Origin of the sequence: Gracilibacillus halophilus YIM-C55.5 (assembly GCF_000359605.1) — a bacterium.
GTDB lineage: Bacteria > Bacillota > Bacilli > Bacillales > Amphibacillaceae > Gracilibacillus > Gracilibacillus halophilus.
Genome location: NZ_APML01000039.1, coordinates 1 through 23,449 on the forward strand (window position 1 = coordinate 1; position 23,449 = coordinate 23,449).

22 protein-coding genes are annotated in these 23,449 nt (G+C 39.3%); 21 read left to right on the forward strand and 1 reads right to left on the reverse strand.

Going from position 1 to position 23,449, the window contains the following annotated elements:
- Window positions 1–355: 355 nt before the first annotated feature.
- The 12 genes from J416_RS09485 (at window position 356) to J416_RS15435 (ending at window position 11,307) form a co-directional block, all read left to right on the forward strand.
- Entirely contained in the window at window positions 356–586 is a 231-nt protein-coding gene (locus J416_RS09485; RefSeq protein WP_205619698.1) for a DUF1146 family protein, read from the forward strand.
- 62 nt (window positions 587–648) lie between these two features.
- The gene (locus J416_RS09490; RefSeq protein WP_003469630.1) at window positions 649–1,356 is read left to right on the forward strand and encodes a YwmB family TATA-box binding protein; all 708 of its coding nucleotides are present in this window, start codon (window positions 649–651) and stop codon (window positions 1,354–1,356) included.
- Window positions 1,357–1,391: 35 nt separating this feature from the next.
- Complete coding sequence (gene murA, locus J416_RS09495) at window positions 1,392–2,696, forward strand: UDP-N-acetylglucosamine 1-carboxyvinyltransferase (protein WP_003469631.1); 1,305 nt, start codon at window positions 1,392–1,394, stop codon at window positions 2,694–2,696.
- Between the two features lie 209 nt (window positions 2,697–2,905).
- Window positions 2,906–3,955, forward strand: a complete 1,050-nt coding sequence (gene spoIID, locus J416_RS09500) for a stage II sporulation protein D (RefSeq protein ID WP_003469632.1) — start codon at window positions 2,906–2,908, stop codon at window positions 3,953–3,955.
- 66 nt (window positions 3,956–4,021) lie between these two features.
- Window positions 4,022–5,074: a stage II sporulation protein SpoIIQ gene (locus J416_RS09505; protein WP_003469633.1), complete on the forward strand. Its 1,053-nt coding sequence runs from the start codon at window positions 4,022–4,024 to the stop codon at window positions 5,072–5,074.
- 469 nt (window positions 5,075–5,543) lie between these two features.
- On the forward strand, window positions 5,544–6,554 hold the full coding sequence (locus tag J416_RS09510) for an AimR family lysis-lysogeny pheromone receptor (protein WP_003469634.1): 1,011 nt from the start codon (window positions 5,544–5,546) through the stop codon (window positions 6,552–6,554).
- A gap of 644 nt (window positions 6,555–7,198) precedes the next feature.
- Window positions 7,199–7,513 carry a sporulation transcriptional regulator SpoIIID gene (spoIIID, locus tag J416_RS09515; RefSeq protein WP_003469635.1) on the forward strand — a complete coding sequence of 105 codons (315 nt, stop codon included), beginning with the start codon at window positions 7,199–7,201 and terminating at the stop codon, window positions 7,511–7,513.
- Between the two features lie 291 nt (window positions 7,514–7,804).
- A complete protein-coding gene (gene mreB, locus J416_RS09520) occupies window positions 7,805–8,803 on the forward strand; it encodes a rod shape-determining protein (protein WP_003469636.1) in 999 nt (332 codons plus the stop codon).
- Window positions 8,804–8,844: 41 nt separating this feature from the next.
- A complete protein-coding gene (locus J416_RS09525; protein ID WP_003469637.1) occupies window positions 8,845–9,669 on the forward strand; it encodes a flagellar hook-basal body protein in 825 nt (274 codons plus the stop codon).
- Window positions 9,670–9,683: 14 nt separating this feature from the next.
- Window positions 9,684–10,511, forward strand: a complete 828-nt coding sequence (locus J416_RS09530; protein ID WP_003469640.1) for a flagellar hook-basal body protein — start codon at window positions 9,684–9,686, stop codon at window positions 10,509–10,511.
- Window positions 10,512–10,552: 41 nt separating this feature from the next.
- Window positions 10,553–10,879: a DNA-directed RNA polymerase subunit beta gene (locus J416_RS09535; RefSeq protein ID WP_003469652.1), complete on the forward strand. Its 327-nt coding sequence runs from the start codon at window positions 10,553–10,555 to the stop codon at window positions 10,877–10,879.
- A gap of 47 nt (window positions 10,880–10,926) precedes the next feature.
- Complete coding sequence (locus J416_RS15435; RefSeq protein WP_083875570.1) at window positions 10,927–11,307, forward strand: hypothetical protein; 381 nt, start codon at window positions 10,927–10,929, stop codon at window positions 11,305–11,307.
- On the opposite strand, the gene J416_RS09540 is transcribed toward J416_RS15435, so the two are convergent.
- Entirely contained in the window at window positions 11,254–12,513 is a 1,260-nt protein-coding gene (locus tag J416_RS09540; RefSeq protein ID WP_003469659.1) for a methyl-accepting chemotaxis protein, read from the reverse strand. The genes J416_RS15435 and J416_RS09540 overlap by 54 nt on opposite strands.
- 236 nt (window positions 12,514–12,749) lie before the next feature.
- Here J416_RS09540 and fabZ point away from each other — a divergent pair, with 236 nt between their 5' ends.
- From fabZ to J416_RS09585, 9 genes are all read left to right on the forward strand, one after another.
- Window positions 12,750–13,169 carry a 3-hydroxyacyl-ACP dehydratase FabZ gene (gene fabZ / locus J416_RS09545; protein WP_003469661.1) on the forward strand — a complete coding sequence of 140 codons (420 nt, stop codon included), beginning with the start codon at window positions 12,750–12,752 and terminating at the stop codon, window positions 13,167–13,169.
- Window positions 13,170–13,290: 121 nt separating this feature from the next.
- Window positions 13,291–13,629: a hypothetical protein gene (locus tag J416_RS09550; RefSeq protein ID WP_003469664.1), complete on the forward strand. Its 339-nt coding sequence runs from the start codon at window positions 13,291–13,293 to the stop codon at window positions 13,627–13,629.
- 181 nt (window positions 13,630–13,810) lie between these two features.
- Window positions 13,811–14,665 (forward strand): TetR/AcrR family transcriptional regulator, encoded by an 855-nt coding sequence (locus J416_RS09555; RefSeq protein WP_003469667.1) that lies wholly within the window; start codon window positions 13,811–13,813, stop codon window positions 14,663–14,665.
- A gap of 19 nt (window positions 14,666–14,684) precedes the next feature.
- The gene (locus J416_RS09560) at window positions 14,685–15,539 is read left to right on the forward strand and encodes an efflux RND transporter periplasmic adaptor subunit (RefSeq protein ID WP_003469669.1); all 855 of its coding nucleotides are present in this window, start codon (window positions 14,685–14,687) and stop codon (window positions 15,537–15,539) included.
- A 2-nt stretch (window positions 15,540–15,541) separates the two neighbouring features.
- A complete protein-coding gene (locus J416_RS09565; RefSeq protein WP_003469673.1) occupies window positions 15,542–18,628 on the forward strand; it encodes an efflux RND transporter permease subunit in 3,087 nt (1,028 codons plus the stop codon).
- Between the two features lie 266 nt (window positions 18,629–18,894).
- On the forward strand, window positions 18,895–20,007 hold the full coding sequence (locus J416_RS09570; RefSeq protein WP_003469676.1) for a glycosyltransferase: 1,113 nt from the start codon (window positions 18,895–18,897) through the stop codon (window positions 20,005–20,007).
- Window positions 20,008–20,046: 39 nt separating this feature from the next.
- Window positions 20,047–21,198 carry a glycosyltransferase gene (locus J416_RS09575; RefSeq protein WP_003469679.1) on the forward strand — a complete coding sequence of 384 codons (1,152 nt, stop codon included), beginning with the start codon at window positions 20,047–20,049 and terminating at the stop codon, window positions 21,196–21,198.
- The gene (locus J416_RS09580) at window positions 21,191–21,952 is read left to right on the forward strand and encodes a glycosyltransferase family 2 protein (protein WP_003469682.1); all 762 of its coding nucleotides are present in this window, start codon (window positions 21,191–21,193) and stop codon (window positions 21,950–21,952) included. Before J416_RS09575 ends, J416_RS09580 begins: the two co-directional genes overlap by 8 nt.
- A gap of 115 nt (window positions 21,953–22,067) precedes the next feature.
- Complete coding sequence (locus J416_RS09585; RefSeq protein ID WP_003469683.1) at window positions 22,068–23,348, forward strand: nucleotide sugar dehydrogenase; 1,281 nt, start codon at window positions 22,068–22,070, stop codon at window positions 23,346–23,348.
- Window positions 23,349–23,449 lie beyond the last annotated feature (101 nt).

The window sequence follows — 23,449 nt, forward strand, 5'->3', positions numbered from 1 at the left end:
AGAAAAACTACCATCATCAACCGAATGACGACACAAAGCAAAAGCAAACCGAAGAAAAACTGCCATCATCAAACTGATAAAGCCCAAAAATCGTAGAAAAACGGATTCCTTATGCAAAATAACTTACAAATAGCGGAATAAAAATATCATTCTACTAAACATATCAACAAAAGGAAATCGAATCGCTCATAAATTTCCCGGGAAATATCGATTCTTGGCAATTACCAAATTGATATCAATCTGATCGTACGTATAACGAAAAGTAATGTGAATGAAAAATCATTTATTAGCCACATTTTCAAAAGAATATGTTATGATGGTGAAGCGAATTTTTAAAATGTGAGGGATGTACATGATGCAATCATTAGCGCAAGAGGCAGTTATTAGTTTATTGTCTCACCTGATATTTATCGTCATCACGTGGCAAGTGTTACAATCAGTCAATTTTGATGCGTTATTTCGGAAACAAAAAGTGATTGAAGCTAGAATTTTGATTATTTTTATCACGATAGCTATCGGTACAACAGTAAGTAACTTTTTCTTGGACTTTCTTCAATGGTCACAACAATTAATCTATTTATTTTAAATATAGAGGTATGGATACTTCATTTCCCGTCAACACTTTCTACTAAAAAAGGAGTGCGGGGAATGAAGTATTTTTTATTATGTACGATCATCATTAGTCTTTTTTGGTGGGATGATAGACTCATAGAAAGTCATGCAACGAGTGTGACCGAACCGCTAAAAGATATGTTAGAAGCGTTTGAAGCAGCAGGCCTACAAGCAGATGAAGCCCAAATCACAATAAAAGAAACAATGACGATTGACGATGTGCAGGCCTTTCTTCAGTCTATTGAAGGATTTACATTCAAAGCACAACAAACTGAACAAGGTACAATGAAATATTCGGCCAACCGTCGAGAATCAAATCATCAAGACGAAACATTATTATTGGTGCAAACTCAACAAAACTCGCAAAACTATCAACTTGTTTATCATATGACAAATACATCTTTTACAGAATCGATGAAAAAGACTTATCGACAAAAAATCACACAAGTGACCAAAGTCTTATTTAGTGAGAATATGCAAAGTTTTGCTTGTATCAGTGCATCAAAAAATGGTATTATTAATGTTGATTCTGTATTGAAGAATTTTACGAAACGTTTAAATATACAATGGATGAATAAAACAGAGGAAATGAATTTTTATACACGAACGGGATATACGTCAAGATGGCAGCAAACCGTCCCATCAGAAGAAAATAATATGAATGTACAATTCGCGGTACGAGAGGGTTTAGCTGAAAAAACGACCATCACATTAGGAACACCTATCCTAGTTCATGAATATTAATAATAATGAATATGGACTGCAGAGGAGAATGAGCCTTGGAAAAAATCATCGTCCGTGGTGGGAGGCAGCTAAAAGGTACTGTTAAAGTTGAAGGTGCCAAAAATGCCGTACTGCCTGTCATCGCTGCAAGTATAATGGCAAACGAAGGAAAAAGTGTGATTCATGAAGTACCTGCTTTAGCAGATGTGCATACAATTAATCAAGTATTAATGAATATGAATGCAAATGTGGAATACAAAGAAAATACAGTTACCGTTGATGCAACAAATGAATTATTAACCGAAGCACCATTTGAATATGTTCGCAAAATGCGCGCATCCGTACTTGTATTAGGTCCGTTGTTAACGCGTTATGGTCATGCCAAAGTTGCGTTACCCGGTGGTTGTGCGATAGGTTCGCGACCAATTGACTTACATCTAAAAGGCTTTGAAGCAATGGGAGCCAAAGTACATGTAGGTAATGGGTATGTTGAAGTGTATACAACCGAACCATTGCGTGGCGCCAAAATTTATCTCGATATGCCAAGTGTAGGTGCAACGGAAAATATTATGATGGCGGCCACAAGGGCGAAAGGAAAAACTATCATTGAAAATGCTGCAAAAGAACCAGAGATTGTCGACTTAGCCAATTTCCTTAACAAAATGGGTGCAAATGTTGTCGGAGCAGGTACCGAAACGATTAAAATTCATGGTGTAAATCGCTTGCAAGGCGTAGAGCACACGATCATTCCTGATCGCATTGAAGCAGGAACGTTTATGGTTGCTGCTGCGATTACAGGTGGAAATGTTTTTATCCGCAATGCCGAGGTTGATCACGTTCGTTCACTTGTTTCAAAATTGGAGGAAATGGGTGTTCGGATTTTAGAGGAAGAGGAAGGAATCCATGTATTAGGTCCGGATATTTTAAAGGCGGTTGACCTTAAAACATTGCCTCATCCAGGGTTCCCGACGGATATGCAATCGCAAATGATGGCATTAATGTTACATGCACATGGGGCGAGTGTGATTACGGAAACAGTGTTTGAGAATCGTTTTATGCATGTTGAGGAATTTAGACGAATGAATGCCAAATTAAAAATTGAAGGTCGAAGTGTCATTGTGGAAGGCCCTGTAGCTTTACAAGGGGCGGAAGTAGCAGCGACTGACTTACGTGCAGGTGCAGCACTGATATTAGCTGGATTGGTTGCAGAAGGACACACAAGAATTACTTCACTCCATCATATTGATAGAGGATATGTAGATATTACTGAAAAATTTGCAGGAATTGGTGCAGATATTGAACGGATTGTAGAAGAACCAGAAGCAGAGGTTAGTGAGATCAATCAAGAAGTGCAATTATAATAGGAAAAAGACTGCGTTCAAGGCGTAGTCTTTTTTTAATATGTGTTGGATAATTCTAGCGTGATGCGCATAATTCTAGCCTGACGCAGATAATTCTGGCCTGACGCTCATAATTCTAGCTGACACCCTCATACAAATCTAGCTTGTTCGAGTTCTATTTGAGCATAGAACCGAATACAAATAGATTAGCGTGATGAAGGAGGGTATGGATGACTAAATCAACTAGTATTCGCTGGAAACTACCGGTGACTGTATTTGTAACGACTATTCTATTAGTGATGTTTCTCATTCCGACACTTATTGTGATCGCTTTTCAAAACGATAATCGTGATGAACAGGCATCGACTGAGCAGGTAGCTACGCAATCTGAACCGGTCGAAAAACAAGACTTAAATTCTCCCATCGATGTGCAAGTGTTACGAACAGCTGAAGATGAAGTAGAAAATGTTCCGCTCGAAGAATACGTTGTTCATGTGGTTGCTTCAGAAATGCCTGCTGATTTTGAATTAGAGGCATTAAAAGCACAAGCCTTAGCGGCAAGAACCTATATCGTTCGTTACTTAATGCAAGGTTCTGACGAAAATTTACCTGAGGGAGCAGATGTGACAGATACCGTGAATCATCAAGTGTATAAAAGCAACGAAGAATTAAGACAAATATGGGGTTCTGATTACCATTGGAAAATAGACAAAATCACCAATGCTGTGGCTTCTACGCAAGGGCAAATTATTACCTATAAACAAGAGCCGATTACACCAGCCTTTTTTTCAACGAGTAATGGTTATACCGAAAATTCAGAGGATTATTGGGCAAACGAGCTTCCTTATCTTCGCACCGTAGAAAGTCCTTGGGATAAACAGATTTCACCAAAATTCGCCGATCAAAAAACCTTTCCCCTCCATGAGGTAGAAGAGAAATTGGACATTGATATTACCCAACAAGTACAAAACTTCCAAATTGATCGTACCGAAAGTGATCGCGTGGCTACTGTTTCGATTGGAGATCAACAATTTACTGGAAGAGAAGTACGAGAAGCTTTAGGCTTACAATCCAATGATTTTACGATTACGATGAAAAATAATCATCTCGTGTTTACGACAAAAGGATATGGGCATGGCGTCGGAATGAGTCAATACGGTGCGAACGGCATGGCGAAAGAAGGCAAAAGTTATCAAGAAATTGTGAAACATTATTATAAAGGAACAAATGTTACAGCTATCGAACAAACCGCTTCGAAACTACTAGCGCAAGAAGAATAATTTTTTTAGATTTTCGTGTATAAATTTTCCTTCATATGATCACAATGGTTGCTGAGGTGATGCATAATGGAGGAAAACAAAAACGTTTCAAAAAATCGTTGGAAACGTCTATTCAAAAAGAAGTGGTTCTTTCCTGCACTGTATTTAACGGTAGCTGCACTGCTGATTACGGGTGTCCTTTGGTATCAAAATGCTATGAATCAAGTACCTGATATTGCAGAGGACATGGAAGAAGAATTGAATGATAGTGAAAATGCAACAGATGAAGAGTCAGCACCTGTCATGCAACAGCAAGAAGTCTTGCAACTCCCTGTAGCTGAAGATTTACAAACACAGATCGTGACGAAATTCTATGATTATCAAGCAGATGCAGAAGCGCAGCAAAAAGGTTTAATTCATCATCAGAATCGATACTACCAAAGTGACGGGATTGCTATTTCAACTGATGATCATCAAGCGTTTGATGTGATGGCATCGTTATCTGGCACCGTTAGTGAAGTGAAGCAAGACCCTCTATTAGGAAATGTCGTAAAAATGGATCACGCAGAAGATATATCGACATATTATGCTAGTTTAGAGGAAGTATTGGTTGAAAACGGTGACGAAGTGGAGCAAGGACAATCAATTGGAACAGCTGGTCAGAATACCTTAGGACAAGATAATGGTGTCCACGTTCATTTTGAAGTAAGAAAGGCAGACACACCAGTAAACCCTGAAACGTTCATTAACGAACCGATCAGTCAGATTGTTTTACCAGACGATGCTTCAGAAACAGAATCCACTGAAGATGAAGCAAATGACAGCAAGAATCGAATGAAAGTAGTGAAGAAGAGTCGTCAACGGAAGACAATGCAACTGAAGAATCGAATCCATCAGAAGAGCCAGATGAAGATGGCGAGCAAGACACAGAAGATGAAAATGCAACCGAAGAAGAATCAAGCGCCATGTCATAAGCTGAAAAATCCCTTATCCGGAGTGGGTAAGGGGTTTTTCTATTGGCTAGGAAATTGTGACATTCAGTTTGTTGCATTTGATAGGATACGCGTCAAACGGAGGAAAGGAAAGCAGCTGTTAGCCTCGAAAAAGGGGATACGCGTCAAACAGAGAAATCGAAACTAGCTGTTAGCCTTGAAAAAGGATATACACGTCAAACGGAGAAATCGAAACTAGCTGTTTGCCTCGAAAAAGGGGATACGCGTCAAACAGAGAAATCGAAACTAGCTGTTTGCCTTGAAAAAGGATATACGCGTCAAACGGAGAAATCGAAACTAGCTGTTAGCCTCGAAAAAGGATATACACGTCAAACGGAGAAATCGAAACTAGCTGTTTGCCTCGAAAAAGGGGATACGCGTCAAACAGAGAAATCGAAACTAGCTGTTAGCCTTGAAAAAGGATATATGCGTCAAACAGAGAAATCGAAACTAGCTGTTTGCCTTGAAAAAGGATAAATATAACCGCCATCTTTTTTTAAAATTCAGGAAATATTTTGTCGACTGAATCAACTATTTGACGAACGATTTTACATGAAAACCACTTGCATATTTTCTCGAATGTGAAATAATTAATAATTGTGAAAGGAGAAGAAATCATGGAACGGTTAACAGATACATGCGATGTTTCGCATCAATCAGAAATTCATTTACATCAATTCTTGACGATGGTCAGTTTAGATAATGATGAAGCCTCGACATTACAATTAGCGAAAGATTTTTGCTATCAATCCGATTCATCACTCGATCATCGTTTGGCACTTGAATTGTTTTATGTCAATGGTTGTGAAAAAGAGTTACGCGATTTTATCGAAATCAATCGCCAAAGTGTTTTATACATCAACCGCCAAACAGCTACACTCTACGAACTGATGGTGGACGGTAGGAACTATCAGTCGATACACCACATTCGCACCTTTGCCAAATCGCTGACCTGTGATCAACCAGAACTCGCTTGTTTGCGATATTTTTTATACATAGAGTTGGACTGTTCGGTGTACAATTACGATCAAGTTGGTTATTATTTAAACAAAATTCAGCAATTACTTCCCAAGATTGACAACCCACTCTTATTATCTTTCTTCAACATGAGAATGCATACCTATTTATTCATCTACTACTGGAAACGAAATGAATTAATTCTAGCGAGAAAACATGCCTATGAAGCGTTACAGATACCCAATCATATGAAGCACAAGGCTGATTTACACAAGTATTTGGCGCTCAGCTATATTTATGAAGATTTTGAGTCATGTATCTTTCATATCGAAGAAGCCAAACAAATGGCCGATAGATTAGCAGATAAGGTGCTATTCAATCAAATTACTTCGATCACGCATCCGTTTATTTGTGCCTATTTTGGCGAAGTAGACGGGATACATACGAGTGATCCAATTGAACAAGCGCATGTCGAAATTGTCAGAGGGAATACGAACCGAGCCAAACGGCTATTAGAAGCTCTACGCGTCATCACACCATTTACACAATATTATTTAGGATTGATAACCAAGCGGCAACATTTCTTTATCCATTCTTATCAGGAATTTATGGAAAAAAGGAGTGATCATTTTTTTGCAAGGTTGCCGCTTCAGGCATACCATATGCCATAAAATAATACATGAATAAGTAAGGAGGAGATGTCCATGAACCCACTACATAAGCGGTTTGATCTCACTTACTTCATGATGTCATTACAACAAGACCCTGATTTTGACGATATCGGATAGTTGCACATGCATGACTGGGGATTCCATGACCGGTTCCCCAGTCATTTCTGTTTCATGGGAACGCTGTTTTTTAAAACGGTTGTTTCTATTTGACACAATAGATGATGAGCGTGTAGGCGATGACGCCTGCGGGAACAGCACGAGCCGAAGACCCCGCAAGAAAACTTTGTTTTCTGAGGAGGCTGAGGCCGTGCCCGCGGCAAGCATTCGCCGATCGCGAATCATTTTAATAACAAAATTCACGAAAAACGCGTCACTAAAGCCTTATTCCTAACCTTTCTTGAAAATCTAGTCATATCACCTTTTATTGTTTAATATACTGTTTACAAACCATCTACATTTGTCTGAGGTGAGAATGTAGAGCGTGCCGTCAGCTAAGAATCACACATAAAATGAGTGATCAAGTAGGGAAACAGCCAGTATGTAAAAATAAATAACGCACATTTTTTGACGAACGTTTCATAATCTGATGAAAGCTTGTCTCCATTCACACCTTGGACGGTCAACATCACAGGGAGGCGAGTGAAGTGCATGATTATATTAAAGAGCGTACGATGAGAATTGGCAGATATCTCGTGGAAACGAAGAAAACTGTTCGAGTGATTGCTAAAGAATTTGGCGTATCCAAAAGCACGGTCCATAAAGATTTAACAGAACGACTACCAGACATCCATCCTGAATTAGCAAACGAAGTCAAACAAATTCTCCATCACCATAAATCCATCCGTCATATTCGTGGAGGAGAAGCCACGAAGCAAAAATACCAAGTAGATAGCAATGAACCATTCCAGGCTGATCCGTTATCCCACCATATCATTACAAAACAACCGGTTAAAAAATAATCGTCAATGATTGATCCTCTTTCCGATCATACATAATATTCCAATTTTAGACAATCATCCGTTTACGATTCGATAATTTTCCAAAAAATAAACAAATTTTTTCGCATTTTTTTTGAAAAGGAGTAACGTAGCTGAGAAATTTGTGCTATTATATATAATTAGAGGTATTATGTTCCACTATAGTAAAATATGTCGATTTTATATAGGTAAACCATCATGGGTATAGACATCATATAAGTGGAAGGAACGGATGTTACAGCAATTGGAACAATATAGGGAGGATCAATATACATGTTTTCTAGAGATATTGGAATAGATTTAGGGACGGCAAATGTACTGATTCATGTTAAAAGTAAAGGAATTGTATTAGATGAGCCTTCTGTCGTTGCGATGGACCGAAATGCTGGCAAGGTCTTAGAAGTAGGTGAAGAAGCAAGACGAATGGTCGGACGTACACCAGGTAACATTGAAGCCATACGCCCATTAAAAGATGGCGTTATCGCTGATTTTGACGTGACAGAATCGATGCTGAAATATTTTATTAATAAAATTAATGTGAAAGGATTTCTCTCAAAACCTAGAATGTTAATTTGCTGCCCGACCAATATTACGAAGGTCGAACAAAAAGCGATTAAAGAAGCGGCTGAAAAATCAGGTGGCAAAAAAGTCTATTTAGAAGAAGAACCAAAAGTGGCTGCGATTGGCGCTGGCATGGATATCTTTCAACCGAGCGGGAATATGGTTGTCGACATTGGTGGAGGAACAACAGATGTCGCCGTTTTATCCATGGGAGATATCGTAACCGCACAATCGATTAAAATGGCGGGGGACACATTTGATAGTGAAATCCTCCAATATGTGAAGCGAAAATATAAATTATTAATTGGAGATCGGACAGCAGAAGATATAAAAGTACATGTCGCTACGGTGTTCCCTGGTGCGCGTGAAGAAGAGATTGATATTCGTGGCCGAGATATGGTGTCAGGCTTGCCGCGTACGATTACGATCCGATCAGCGGAAATTGAAGAAGCGTTACGCGAATCAGTGTCGATGATTGTTCAGTCGGCTAAAACGGTACTTGAGCGCACACCGCCTGAATTGTCAGCTGATATTATTGATCGTGGTGTGATTTTAACAGGCGGCGGAGCACTGCTTAATGGTTTAGATCAATTATTATCCGAAGAATTAAAAGTACCTGTTCTCATGGCAGAAGAGCCAATGAATTGTGTGGCGAAAGGAACAGGAATTATGCTTGAAAACATTGATAAATTAGAACGCTCCATCGTGTAATCTACATAGGTTTGCTAGGTGCGTGAAAGGAGTCTGACTATATGCTTAGAGGTTTTTATACGGCGGCTTCAGGAATGATGGCCCAACAGCGGAGACAAGAGGTATTATCGAATAACATGACGAATGCGCAAACCCCTGGTTACAAGCAAGATCAAGCACCACTACGAGCGTTTCCGGAGTTGTTAATTCAGCGCATGGAAAACCGGGAACTGCCAACGCAAAACGAAACCAATATACCCACTAGGACTGAAATTGGTTCAATTAATACAGGAACCTATGTGCATGAAGCCATTCCAGATTTCAGCCAAAGCTCGTTACGAGAAACGGGAGTATCGACGGATATGGCAATTGTGCAAGGAGAAACCCCTGATGAGAATGGAGCGGTTTTTTTCTCTGTTCAAAACGGTGAAGGTGAAGAACGTTATACACGAAACGGAAATTTTACAGTAGACGGTGAAGGATTTCTCACCACGAATCATGGATTTTATGTACTAGATAATGAAGGAAACCCGATTCAAACTGACGGACAAGAATTTGACGTTACCGAAAATGGTGTACTCAATGTCGGTGAAGAAGCGATCCCACTCGACTTAGCGTACAGTGCTGATCCGAATGAGTTAACGAAAAACGGCCAAGACGTTTATGAATTAGACGGTGATGCTGATCCATTAGCGGATGCGCGAGCAACAGCTGGCTTACAGTTTAACATTCAACAAAATCATTTAGAGAATTCAAACGTAGATCCTGCTCAAACAATGGTTCAAATGATGCAAGCGTATCGCGCATTTGAATCCAGTCAAAAGGCCGTGCAGGCTTATGATCAGAGCATGGATAAAGCAGTTAATCAGATCGCTCGCCTTAGATAAGGAGGATATGTCGAATGTCTAGAATGTCGTTCCAAGCAGCTGCGACAATGAGTCAATTGCAAAATAAATTAGATACCATAGGAAACAATTTGTCAAATGTGAATACACATGGTTATAAAACACGTAACACGGATTTTACATCACTGTTAGCGCAACAATTAGAACAGGAAGATGATCCAGCTAACGAAGAAAATCGTCAGACACCAGAAGGAATTCGCCTCGGTATGGGAGCGCGTCTAGGGCATACTAATTTAAATCTTACGCAAGGATCGCTTGAGACGACTGATCGAGCACTGGACGTGGCATTGCGTGAAAACAATCATATGTTTCAAATCAATGTCAATGAAAATGGGGTTGAAGAGACAAGATATACGCGTGCCGGGAATTTTTATTTGAGTCCAACAGAAGGCGATCAAGTAATGTTAACAACGTCTGATGGAAATCCTGTGTTAGGTGAAGAAGGTTCGATTGTGTTAGATAATAATATGGATGATATTAATATTGATGAACAAGGTCAAATTTTTGTTACGCGAAACGGCGTAGAGCAGCAGGAAGGTCAGTTGGCAATTACTGAAGCCGTTCGACCACGCATGTTAGAAGCGACAGGTAATAATTTGTTCCGTCTGTCACAAGATACGATTGATAATTATCCTGTCGATGAGATCGTAGAAGATGTCGCTGTCGCTGATGTCAATGTCCAAAGTGGTGCATTAGAGACATCGAATGTTGATATGGCGACACAAATGACAAACTTAACACAAACACAACGAGCCTATCAGTTCAATGGCCGTACTATTTCGATGAATGACCAAATGCAAGGGTTAATCAATCAGTTGCGTTAACTCGGAACCAGTTGAGTATTAAGGATAAGGAGCCATTACGCATGTCAGAAGAAGAAACCCGATCAGGACAATCAAAAATCAAGAATAAAATCAGATCATTCGTTCAATCCATAAAAAATAAATGGAAAAAAGATGATGATGAAGCAACGGATCAAGCTGAGAAATCAAGAAGAAAAAAGAAAGAAAAGCAACCCGTTCGTCGCATCATTCCCATTTGGTTGAAAATCGTGATCATTTTACTTCTTAGCCTGTTTGCTATGATGATTGGTATGATGGTTGGCTTTAGTATCTTAGGAGATGGCAACCCTATTGATGTCCTACGATTGGAAACGTGGCAACATATTCTCGATTTCATTACAGAAACTTAAAATAAATGAGAACCCCGAACTTTTTTGATAAAGTTCGGGGTTTTTGGTTGCGTGTGAAGGATTTTACTGTGCAAACAACGGGCTTGGTTATGGCTGTTTGCATCGAAAATCAATTTATGGGTCAAACAGCGCTCGGTGCTAAAGCTGTTAGCCTCGAAAACGGATATATGATGCAAACAACGGGCTTGGTTACATCTGTTTGCATCATAAATCGATATATGCATCAAACAGCGCTCGGTGCTAAAGCTGTTAGCCTCGAAAATCGATATATGATGCAAACAACGGCCTTGATCACAGCTGTTTGCATCGAAAATCAATTTATGGGTCAAACAGCACTCACAATCACAGCTGCTTGCCTTAAAAAAATCATCAGACTACTTGGTAAAAGATTCGCGCAAGCTATGCACATCTTTCTGCACATCTTCTAAATCATTCAACCGTTTTGTAAGTGAATCATTCATATCTACAATATATTCATTTGTTTTCTCAGCATTCGATGTAAGTTCTTCGGTGGTTGTCGTAATTTCATCAATCGATTCGGTCAATGTTTGGGTTTCCTGATTAATTTTTTCCGTATGTTCAATATTCGTTACAATATTATCGAGCAACGACTTGAAATTTTCATTTAATTCTAAGATCTTGCCAGATTCTTCATTGATATTATTCGCTCGGCTCTCGGATTGATTCGCAATCGCATCAGCGTCCGACAAGATTTTGTTAACGGTATTGGTAATTTGATCGGTTGCTTCAACTGAGCGCTCGGCCAACTTGCGGACTTCATCAGCTACAATCGAAAAACCTTTCCCATGCTCACCGGCACGCGCTGCCTCAATGGATGCATTTAGTGCCAACAAATTCGTTTGTTCTGAAATATCATTAATCAATGTAACAATATCTTGAATATTTTTTATTTCATCAGTGAGCCCACGAATTGAATCTTTCGTATCATTGGCGCGATCAGCAATTTCGGTCATCATATTGGATGCCCCTTCAATCCGTTCCATCCCTTTTTCCGCGCCATGTTGCATGTGTTGAAAGCTATCGGTTACGTCTTTTAATTCTTGTGCAATCGATTGGAAATTTTTGTTCATATTGTCTGTGACAGAATTCGTTTCTTCAAACGAGCTTACATTTTGCTGTGAATACGCCGTAATGTTTTCGTGGTATTCTTTCAGCTGATGTAATCCCTGTGTAATGGCATCAAATTTTTTGAAAATACTTTCTGTTTTCCCTTCAACAAGTGCAATTTGGTCATGCTGTTGCTTGCGATAGTGGACCATTTGATCCAATAAATGATTGAGCCGCGCACCAAAATTCGTAATTTCATTTTGACCTTTGATGTCCATTCGCGCTTCTAGGTCTCCATTTTCAAATTCTTCGATTTTTTTCTCCATTTTATGTATCGGTTTAATCACAAGATAACGCACAAGCAAACTAATCAATGCGGTACCGACAATAATATTCATGAAATTATTGATCCAAATGCCAATTTGTCCTAAATCAAGTTTTGTCCACTCGATCAGTTGAATAATAAAATTAGAAATGGCACTGTTGCACAAAAGTACAATCGCTAATACAACCACAATCCGAAATTGTAGCCTGTTCCAGAATTTTAATTTATGTTGCTGAGACATCTAATCACCCTTATATCAAAAATTGTCGAAATGTACATACTAAATAACTACCCTTTCTATAAACATAGTAAACCAATTGAATCATATTTTCTTCAAAAGCTAACATAAAATATACCAAAAGTATGACTATGAAGAAACTAATACGATTTATAGTAATTCATAAGACTTATTATAAACAGTTATGATTTTTCGTGCTGATTTGGTATACTTTTGCATAGATGAAGAAAGGAGCAAAAATGATGAATGTAGAAGAAATTAAACAAACGATTCCACATCGCTATCCATTTTTATTAGTCGATCAGATTCTGGAACAAACAGATGAACGGATTAAAGGCAAAAAAAACGTAACGATTAATGAACCATTTTTTCAAGGGCACTTTCCCGATTATCCAGTGATGCCAGGGGTGTTAATCGTTGAAGCGCTCGCTCAAGTCGGTGCTGTTGCTATCTTAAGTAAGGAAGAAAATCAAGGGAAAATCGGCTTCTTAGCAGGAATTGACAAATGCCGCTTCAAACATCAAGTCAAACCAGGTGATCAACTCGATCTAGAAGTCGAAATTATCCGTCTGAAAGGACCTGTCGGAAAAGGAAAAGCAACCGCCACTGTAGACGGCGAACTCGCTTGTGAAGCTGAAATCACATTTGCAGTCAAATAACAAGAGAGCTCATCCTTTTCGCCATCCGACCAAATGACTACAATAAATTTCATCATAATTGTAATATTCTTTCGCAGACTGGTTAAGCTAGCAGTGACAATACATGAAGGAGGATTATTTGATGAAAAAATATTGGACGTTGTTTGGTACGATTGCTCTTTCTATTTCACTATTAGCTGGTTGTGGCGGGACTGAGGAAGAACCACCAGCGGAAGAACAACCACAGGAAGATCAGCAAGGAACGAATAACGGCGAAGGTAATGGCAATACTGGAGAAAATGGTGGTAACGGCAATACAACCGAGGAAAATCAACAAAACGGTAACAATGGTCAAGGCGGAAATACCGAAGAAAACATGGAAGATGCAGAAGAAGAAATGGAAGATGAAATGTCTGATGAAGAAGAACAAAATCCAGCAGAAGGTGACGCACCAGAACAAAAAGACGAAAACAATAATTAATTCTAGAAAAAAGGGCTTTTATACATATTTTCATGTATAAGCCCTTTTTTCTTTATCAAATGAAAAAGTTATGATATAGTAACAAAATGACTGACTGGTCATTCAGCGAAACTATTAAACAAAAAAATGAAACATCTTCCATACTCATTCCGTACATAAGTAAAGGCAGGTGAAACGCGTAATGGAGGCCAAAAAACAGCGAATTATTGAAGAAAGCATGAAGCTGTTCTCAGAAAAAGGGTATCATGCGACATCGATTCAAGAAATTGCGACAAATAGCGACATATCAAAAGGTGCATTTTATCTCTATTTTGAATCAAAAGATGACTTACTTCATGCAACATTTCAATATTTCACCAACAGTATTTTACAGAAGGTCGAAACTATTCAGGAGAAGTCCATCGAACCAAAAGCGAAATTAACGGAACAAATGGCAACATTCTTGTCCTTTTTCCGCGACCATAAAGAATATTTAATGCTCTACATAAGAGATTACATCAAAATTGGGGATAAAATGGACGATTTGATTATTCACACGCACCAACACAGTTTTATGTGGTCTTCGCTCAGTCTAAAAAACATATACGGCGAAGCAATCGAACCCTTTATCGTGGATGCGGTTATTACGATGGATGGAATCATGCAAGGATATCTGAAGTGGATGGCATTGCACGACTTTTCGTTTGACGCGGACGAACTCGCGACATTTATATTTCGGCGTATAGATGCAGCGATCCAATCCTTGATTCAGGAAGAGCAATCGATGTTTCAATTGGATCAACTGCAGCACGGCATCGGACATACGAACCCATCCGAAAATCAAATCGTACAACAATTACGTCAACAGTTGCATCGATTCATGCATGAACCTGCTTTTAAGGATGCGGAAGAAGCCATTCAAGCACTAGAAGAAGAAGTACAGAAAGATGAACCGAAAAAAGTGATTATCGAAAGCATGTTAGCGTATCTTGAACAATGGAATGTTTTCCAATCAGACTGCCAAGAACTCAGAAAAAAATATTCAATAAATAAATGATAGAGAGGGGACAAAACGAATGAAAAAATGGATCATTATGCTCATGTTAACCGTTCTGACATTATCTGCATGCTCAAGCAATAATGCAGAAGAAGGGGAGGAAGAAGAGCGCGTCGCAACAGTGGAAGTAACAGAAGTGACAAAAGGTGATTTACAAGAAACGAGAAATTTTTATGCCCGTACGATGCCGAATCAAACGACACCAGTGATTCCACAAGCTGCAGGAGAAGTAGATGAATTAGAAGTGGAAAATGGAGAACAAGTCGAAGAAGATGATACATTAGCGACCATCCAGACACAACGCGGGAATATCGATATCGATGCACCGAGTGATGGCGTTGTTAGCCAACTGAATGCACAAGCTGGATCAATGGTATCAACGCAAGATCCACTTTTAGTCATTCTCGATTTAGATCAGTTAACGATACAGTTACAAGTACCTGATACGCAACTATCTTTTTTTGAAGAAGATGAAACGATGACGTTATCTATCGATGGAAACGATCATGAGGCGACGATTGAATATATCGCAGATGCCACCAATGACGCAGGACTGTTCCCTGTCGAGTTAAGCTATGATAATCAGGATACCGATTATAAAGCAGGCATCACTGCATCTGTCAGTGTAAACGAAACGGTTGCTGAAGACACACTACTTGTTCCGACTTCGGCCATTATTGAAGAAAATAATGAAGCTTATGTATTTGTAACGAATGATTCGCAAGCTAAGCGCGTGGATGTGACGATTCAAGCACAGCAATCAGAAACAACGGCCATCGAGACAGATGACATGGCAGAAGGAGATCAAGTGATCACAGATGGTCATTTAACGATTACCGATAATAGCGATATTCAAGTGGCAGAGGAGGAGTAATCATGAAATTAGTCAATACATCCGTTAAGCGCCCAGTAGGGGTTATCATGATCGTCCTCGCCATCATCGCTATGGGCATTATTTCGGTAAGAAATTTAGCGATTGACCTGTTTCCAGAAATCGACTTACCGGTTGCTGTTGTTGCAACGAATTATCAAGATGCTTCACCACAAGAAGTCGAAAAACTCGTCTCAGAACCAATTGAAGGATCTGTCAGCTCGATTGAAGGGGTCGATACGATTCAGTCCCAATCACAATCAGGTTCTTCATTAGTCGTATTAATGTTTGAAAATGGCACGAATTTAGACAATGCCTTACTCGATGTCCGAGAAAGTGTGGATCAAGTAAAGGCGATGTTACCTGAAGGAGCGGCTGAACCAAGTGTACTCCGATTTAACCCCAATCAGATGCCGATCATGTGGGTTGGATTAACAGGATCAGATACGACGCAATTACAATCGGTTGCTGAAGATACGGTTCAACCTTACTTTGAAAGACAATCTGGTGTAGCGTCTGTCAGCTTAGAAGGTGGTCAAGAACGTGTCATTCATTTGGAACTTAATCAAACGAAAATGAATCAATACGGTGTGACGACGAATCTGATTATGCAATCTTTAAATGGTGCCAATCAATCAGCTTCTGCGGGTACCGTGCAAAAAGGTGATCAAGATTTACAAGTACGTATCGACGGTGACTTTGAATCCGTTGATGACATTGCCCAAACGATCATCCAAACACCACAAGGAGGACAAGTCCGCGTAGAAGACGTCACCACCGTGAAAGATACGGTCCAGGATAATGGAACGACACTCGTCAATGGTGAATCCGCTGTTGTACTTAGCGTATTAAAACAGTCAGATGGCAATACCGTCGATGTATCCAATAATATTTTGAGCGCTGTCGACGATTTACAGTCAGACCTTCCATCTGATGTTGAGTTGGATGTCGTTGTTGATACGTCCGAATTTATTAAACAGTCGATTGATTCTGTGATTCAGAACATGATTTACGGTGGGATTTTCGCCTTACTCGTTTTACTACTGTTTCTAAAAAGTGTCAGAGCGACAATTGTTATTGGTCTGTCTATCCCGATTGCTATCATCTCCACATTTGTTTTACTGTACTTCACCGGTGAAACATTGAATGTGTTAACAATGGGCGGGTTAGCTCTCGGTATTGGGATGATGGTCGATAGTTCGATTGTCATACTCGAAAATATTGTCTCATACAGGCAGCGAGGCTATAACATTATCGAGGCGTCGAAAAAAGGTGCTTCAGAGTTAGCGCCTGCCGTTATTGCCTCAACAACAACTACGTTAGTCGTCTTTTTACCGATCGTATTTGTTGAAGGCATGGCATCTGAATTATTCACACCATTAGCATTAACGGTATCATTTGCCTTAATTGCATCACTCGCTGTGTCCGTTACATTGATTCCGATGTTATCGTCGAAGCTCTTAACGAAAGCGATGAGTGAAAGTGGGCGTCGATACTGGTTTGACCGTTTCCTAAATAAAATCATTCAAGGCTATAAGCGCGTCTTAGAAAAAGCATTAAAGCTGCGGAAAACGACGATTGCGATCACCATTGCTGCGATTATTGGCAGTTTAGCGTTAATTCCGTTTATCGGCACTGCGTTTATCCCTGAGGGTGATCAAGGACAGATCAGTATTTCCGTCGAAACGCCGAGCGGTACATCCGAGGAGAAAACATTAGAAATTACGGAAAATATCAATGAAACGCTCAGCGAATTTGACGATGTGATTGATGTGAATTACGTGACAGTTAGTAGCGGCAATGCTCAAGCCGCTGTAATGAGTGGTTCATCTGCAGCCAGTTATACGGTTCAGCTTGTAGAACAGAATGAACGCGAGAAAACGACGTCTGAAGTCGTGCAACAACTCGATGAAGAATTAGCTTCGATTGTTGGTGCGGACGTGACGGTCTCTGAGATGAGCTCAGGTGGCATGAGTTTAGGCGATCCGATACAAATTCAACTAAGCGGTCCAGAAAATGATGTGTTAGAAGAGCTGACGGATGAAGTCATCACAGCCATTTCTGACGTTGAAGGTATATATAATCCTTCATCATCGATTTCCGATACACAATCAGAAATGAATATTCACGTAGATCGTGAGAAAGCCGCTCAATTTGGCTTGTCTTATCAAGAAGTAATGAGTCAAGTACAAACGTCTTTTACAGGACAAACGGTCATGCAGTATCGTGAAGAAGGCGATGAAATGAACGTTCGCTTGATCCGACCTGAGGAGCAGCGGTCAACGATCACTGATTTGCGTAACCTTATGATTCAAAACCAACAAGGCTCACAAATTGCCTTATCCGCTGTGGCCGATCTTGAGCAGGTACAGACACCAGCAACGATTACGCGACAAAATCAACAGCGTCAAGTCAATATTTCGTCTGAGATTTCCGGTCGTGACCTTGGTAGTGTGATGAGTGATGTGGATGAAACGTTATCCAGCATGCATTTTCCAGAAGAATATAATTATTCTTTCGGCGGTCAGGCACAGGATATGAATGAGGCGTTTGCTGATTTAAGTCTTGCGTTATTGTTATCGATTTTCCTAGTGTATGCCGTCATGGCGATTCAGTTTGAGAACTTCTTGTTCCCATTCATTATTATGTTCTCGATGCCAGCAACCATTGTCGGCGTGCTTGGCGGACTGTTCGTGACCGGGAAGCCGCTCTCGATTACAGCCTTTATCGGTGTCATTATGCTCGCCGGTATTGTCGTCAACAATGCGATTGTGCTCGTTGACTACATCAATATTCTCAGACGCCGGGGCATTGACCGCCATGAAGCGATTATCGAAGCCGGTAAAACAAGACTCCGTCCGATTTTAATGACGACACTAACGACGATTTTAGCGATGGTTCCACTTGCATTAGGCTTTGGCGAAGGAGCCGAGATGCAACAACCAATGGCGATTACCGTTATCTTTGGACTGGGTGTATCTAGCATATTTACACTTGTCCTAATCCCAGTCATATACACCTACTTTGATAATTTATCGGAACGTGTGAAAGGCTGGTTTAGTGGGAAGAAACGAAAGAAAAAGGTAGAGTAGTTTGAAAAAAGTCTGGCGATATGGCCAGGCTTTTTCTACATATTGTTATGGGAAATTCGCGCCTGAACAAATGGATTCTAGCGTGAGATTGATTTTTCTAGCGTGAAATAAATAATTCTAGCCTGAGAAGAAGTTAAAAGCTATATCTTTTGTTTTCAATAAAATTCCTTTAAAATATAAAAAGTATAGTATGAAGGTCATACCCAATCAAAAAGTATGGAATATATAAATGAGGATTGCTTTACCTAGAAAGGCTGTAGAACATAATGAGAAAAAAGAAAATCTTATTTTTTATTTATCAAATGGGTGCAGGTGGTGCTGCGCGCACGTTACTTAATATTATAAATAATGTTGATCGCGATCGATACCAGCCCGTGCTAGTGACGTTAAATTTTGATGGATCATACGAGCATGTATTGAAAGATGATGTAACGTTCATTAAGTTAGACACCAAACGCCTTAGCCGATCAATCTTTAAATTAGCTAGCATTATTCGGCGCGAGCAAATTGATATTGTGTTTAGCACGATACCACGTGTAAATACGATCGCGATATTAGCTCGAATCGTTTCATTTACAAGAGCAAAAAATGTGATTCGTGAAGCAGATAACTTAGGCGGCACCTGGAAGGAAAATATACAACTCTTAGCTTTCGGATTGATCTATCGATTATCACATCAAATCATCTCTCTATCAGAAGGTGTGAAAGACAATTTAGTAAAACGTTATAAGCTACATCCGAAAAATATTAAAGTCATTTATAACCCAGTTGATATTGAGAATATTAACGAACTTGCAAATACTGGAACAATATCGCCAGAACACGAAGCCCTGTTTACAACTGATCAAAAAGTCTTGGTAACAGCAGGCCGACTCGTTCATCAAAAAGACCATCATACGATGTTAAGAGCCTTTGCACTCGTTCATAAAGACATTCCAAGTAAACTCGTGATTTTAGGAGAAGGACCGTTAGAAGAGGAATTGTTGGCTTTATCGAAAGAATTAGGAGTGAACGAAGATGTTCACTTTGTAGGATTTCAAACCAATCCATATGTCTATTTTCAGCGTGCCGATTTATTTGTGCTCTCCTCGGTTCACGAAGGGTTTAGTCACGTAATTGCAGAGGCGTTGGCGACAAGAACACCTGTCGTATCAACCAATTGCAAGTCAGGGCCAAGCGAAGTATTGGACAACGGGACGTATGGTCAATTGAGCGAAGTTGGTGATGAGAAGCAGTTAGCACGGAACATCAAACAGGTCATCACACTTGAACAACAAGATATATCTACATTGCAAGAAAAAGGATTTGAGCGAGCAAATACATTTCATGTCAAAAAGATCATTAAGGATTATGAACAGGTCTTCAATAATGTGTTATAATAGTATCTTGTTTGAGGAAACGAAAAGGAGGGGATGAGTTTGCGTTCACAAAAAAAAGTGGTGCATCTTACAACGGTCCATCACCCTTTTGATACGAGAATTTATCATAAAGAATGCTTATCACTTGCAGAAGCAGGCTATCAAGTATCATTGATTGCTCCAGCTTCAGTTGAGGATGTCGAACAAGCAGATCAGCGATTGTCTCTCATCCCCTTAAAAAAATATACTAGTCGCTTGTTACGTATGATATTAGGTACATGGCATGCTTACCGAAAAGCACGACATATACAAGCTGATGTGTACCATTTTCATGATCCGGAATTGTTGCCGATCGCGTTTCTCCTGAAAAAGAAAAACAATGCAGTTATTTATGATGTCCATGAGGATTATTATACAAGCATTATTCAAAAGCCGTATCTCTGGAAACCACTGCGAAAATGGATTGGGAAAATGTATAACGTCATCGAGCGCTTTTTGACGAGGAAAATGGAGCTATTTTTAGCTGAAAAATATTATCGTGATCGGTATCATAGAGGTATGACAGTGCTCAATTATCCGATAATTAATCAAGCGTTATTGGAGAAACCCACTGGTCATGACTCGAGTCGTAAACTGATATATACAGGAAATGTATCTGAGGATCGAGGCGCTTTGTTTCATGCCGAAATCCCAACGTATAAAGATGTGGATATCTATTTTGTCGGAAAATGTCCGTCAGCCTTATCTGAAAAAATGAAACAGATCGCTCATGATCAAAGAGACAGTCTTGTATTTGACGGTATTGATCAATTTGTCGAAAGAGAAGCAATCGACCGATATTATGTTAAGCATGATTGGCTTGCGGGTGTTGCTATTTTTCCGCCAACGGAACATTATAAAAAGAAAGAATTAACTAAGTTTTTTGAGTATATGAGTGCGGGATTACCGATTATATGTTCAAACTTTTCGGCATGGGAGCAATTTATTGAAGCGTATCAATGTGGGATAACCGTCAATCCGTATGATGAAGAAGCGATTAAACAATCGATTGAATATTTGCAAAATCACCCACAAGAAGCCAAGCGAATGGGCGAAAATGGTCGAAAGGCTGTGCTTGAGGAATTAAGTTGGCAAACCCAGGAACAAAAGCTCGTGCAGTGGTATGATCAAACAACAGATAACCAAGCAACAAAGGTGACAAATTATGAGTGAATATGTGGACAATTTGATTTCGGTGATCACACCGACATATAATTCAGAAGCATTTATTGAAAAGACGATGGAATCGGTCAGGCAACAAACTTATTCGAATTGGGAAATGGTCATTGTCGACGATGGATCGACCGATGATACCATATCGATCATTCAAAAATATCAAGAGCAAGACGAACGAATAAAATTCATTCAATTAACTGAAAATCAAGGTGCTGCAATCGCCAGAAATACTGCCATTGAACATGCGAAAGGCAGATTCATTGCGTTTCTTGATAGTGATGACCAGTGGATGCCTGAGAAATTGGAAGAACAACTTGCATTTATGCAAGAGAACGATATTGCCTTTAGTTATACGGGGTATCAAGAATTATATGAAGACGAAGAAAAAGGAAATGTCATCACAGCACCACAAAAAGCCGATTATCCACAACTACTTAAAAATTGTGTGATCGGTTGTTTAACTGTCATTATTGACCGTTATAAAACTGGAAAATTGCAGATGGTCAATATTCGCTCACGTCAAGACTATGCACTATGGCTAGAGCTTACCCGTAAAGGTTATATCGCGTATGGATTAGATCGTGTATTGTCTCTTTATCGTGTTCGTGAACAATCCATCTCAAGCAATAAAATAAAGATGGCGAAACAAAATTGGTATGTGTATCGGAATGTAGAGAAGTTAGGTTTTTTTAAAAGTGTATGGTATTTTATTCAATATGCGTATTTCAAGATTCGAAAATATATAGTATAATCTCTTTCGTATGCAAAATTTGTAACATACTACTAATAATTAGCGTCAAATAATATAAAATAAGCACGAATTGTTATCATTAACTCTGATATTTAAAAGTAAAGGTGGCATATTTATGGATCGAAACATAGGAATTGTCGGGTTAGGATATGTAGGCCTTCCAATAGCAGTTGCGTTTGGTCAAGAGCATCATATCATAGGTTTTGATATTAATGAAGAACGAATAGATACTTTAAAACAGAACGAAGATTTTACGAATGAGGTCGACGTAGAGGAATTGGAAAAAGCGGATATTTCATTTACATCTGATCCATCTCAGTTATCTGATTGTGATTTTATTATCGTCGCTGTTCCGACACCCATTAATTTAAATAAATTACCAGACTTTAAACCGTTAGAAGGAGCTTCCAAGACAATCGGACAGCATTTAAGAAAGGATACGATTGTTGTATATGAATCAACCGTTTATCCAGGGGCGACAGAAGAAATTTGTGTTCCCATATTAGAGCGAGAATCTGGATTAAAGAGTGGGGAAGATTTCTATATTGGATATTCACCAGAAAGAATTAATCCTGGGGATAAAAAGCATACATTTCGGACGATTCAAAAAGTTGTATCTGGTCAAACACCAGAAGTATTGGATACTATTTCAGAAGTGTATGAAAGTGTAGTGGATGCTGGTGTGTTTAAAGCTTCGTCTTTAAAAGTGGCAGAAGCAGCGAAAATTATTGAAAATACGCAACGCGATGTGAATATAGCATTAATGAATGAATTAGCGATAATGTTTGATCGAATGGATATTGATACTTCTGAAGTGCTGGAGGCAGCAGGTACAAAATGGAACTTCCTTCCGTTCAGCCCAGGGCTTGTTGGGGGGCATTGTATCAGTATTGACCCCTATTATTTAACACATAAATCAGAAAAAGTTGGATATCGTCCAGAATTGATTTTGTCGGGACGTAGAATCAATGATGATATGGGGAAATTTATCGCAACTTCATTAATTAAAGAAATGATTAAAGAAAAAATTCAAGTTCATGGTTCAAGAGTGACTGTTCTTGGTCTTACTTTCAAAGAGAATGTACCTGACTTAAGGAATTCAAAAGTAATTGATGTGATTCGTGAACTAAAAGAATATGGTATTGACGTACAGGTGACCGATCCATATGCTGAAAAAGCAGAGGCGAAAGAAGAATATGATATAGACCTCATTGACTATGAAAATCTAGAACCAGCAGATGCTGTCGTTCTTGCTGTTCCGCACGACTTTTATTTAGAAAAAGGTTGGTCAGCCTTTGAAAAGTTGTTGTATAATGATGTAGGCATCTTTGTTGATTTGAAGAGTAAGCTCGATAAAGAATCATGCCCTAAAAGTTTTCGATTATGGCGATTATAATAGAAAAGGGCTAAAGTTATAAAAGGCACAATTTTGTGCCTTTTATAACTGATTATACTTATTTCTTTCTTAAGTAGAACCCTTCTGATTCGAAAAGGTTT

Bases quoted from the DNA above. Each gene is read 5' to 3' on its own strand.
- J416_RS09485 (WP_205619698.1), top strand. From the start codon at position 356: ATGCAATCATTAGCGCAAGAGGCAGTTATTAGTTTATTGTCTCACCTG.
- J416_RS09490 (WP_003469630.1), top strand. From the start codon at position 649: ATGAAGTATTTTTTATTATGTACGATCATCATTAGTCTTTTTTGGTGG.
- spoIID (WP_003469632.1), top strand. From the start codon at position 2,906: ATGACTAAATCAACTAGTATTCGCTGGAAACTACCGGTGACTGTATTT.
- J416_RS09505 (WP_003469633.1), top strand. From the start codon at position 4,022: ATGGAGGAAAACAAAAACGTTTCAAAAAATCGTTGGAAACGTCTATTC.
- J416_RS09510 (WP_003469634.1), top strand. From the start codon at position 5,544: ATGGAACGGTTAACAGATACATGCGATGTTTCGCATCAATCAGAAATT.
- mreB (WP_003469636.1), top strand. From the start codon at position 7,805: ATGTTTTCTAGAGATATTGGAATAGATTTAGGGACGGCAAATGTACTG.
- J416_RS09525 (WP_003469637.1), top strand. From the start codon at position 8,845: ATGCTTAGAGGTTTTTATACGGCGGCTTCAGGAATGATGGCCCAACAG.
- J416_RS09530 (WP_003469640.1), top strand. From the start codon at position 9,684: ATGTCTAGAATGTCGTTCCAAGCAGCTGCGACAATGAGTCAATTGCAA.
- J416_RS09535 (WP_003469652.1), top strand. From the start codon at position 10,553: ATGTCAGAAGAAGAAACCCGATCAGGACAATCAAAAATCAAGAATAAA.
- J416_RS09540 (WP_003469659.1), bottom strand. From the start codon at position 12,513: ATGTCTCAGCAACATAAATTAAAATTCTGGAACAGGCTACAATTTCGG.
- fabZ (WP_003469661.1), top strand. From the start codon at position 12,750: ATGATGAATGTAGAAGAAATTAAACAAACGATTCCACATCGCTATCCA.
- J416_RS09550 (WP_003469664.1), top strand. From the start codon at position 13,291: ATGAAAAAATATTGGACGTTGTTTGGTACGATTGCTCTTTCTATTTCA.
- J416_RS09555 (WP_003469667.1), top strand. From the start codon at position 13,811: ATGGAGGCCAAAAAACAGCGAATTATTGAAGAAAGCATGAAGCTGTTC.
- J416_RS09560 (WP_003469669.1), top strand. From the start codon at position 14,685: ATGAAAAAATGGATCATTATGCTCATGTTAACCGTTCTGACATTATCT.
- J416_RS09565 (WP_003469673.1), top strand. From the start codon at position 15,542: ATGAAATTAGTCAATACATCCGTTAAGCGCCCAGTAGGGGTTATCATG.
- J416_RS09570 (WP_003469676.1), top strand. From the start codon at position 18,895: ATGAGAAAAAAGAAAATCTTATTTTTTATTTATCAAATGGGTGCAGGT.
- J416_RS09580 (WP_003469682.1), top strand. From the start codon at position 21,191: ATGAGTGAATATGTGGACAATTTGATTTCGGTGATCACACCGACATAT.
- J416_RS09585 (WP_003469683.1), top strand. From the start codon at position 22,068: ATGGATCGAAACATAGGAATTGTCGGGTTAGGATATGTAGGCCTTCCA.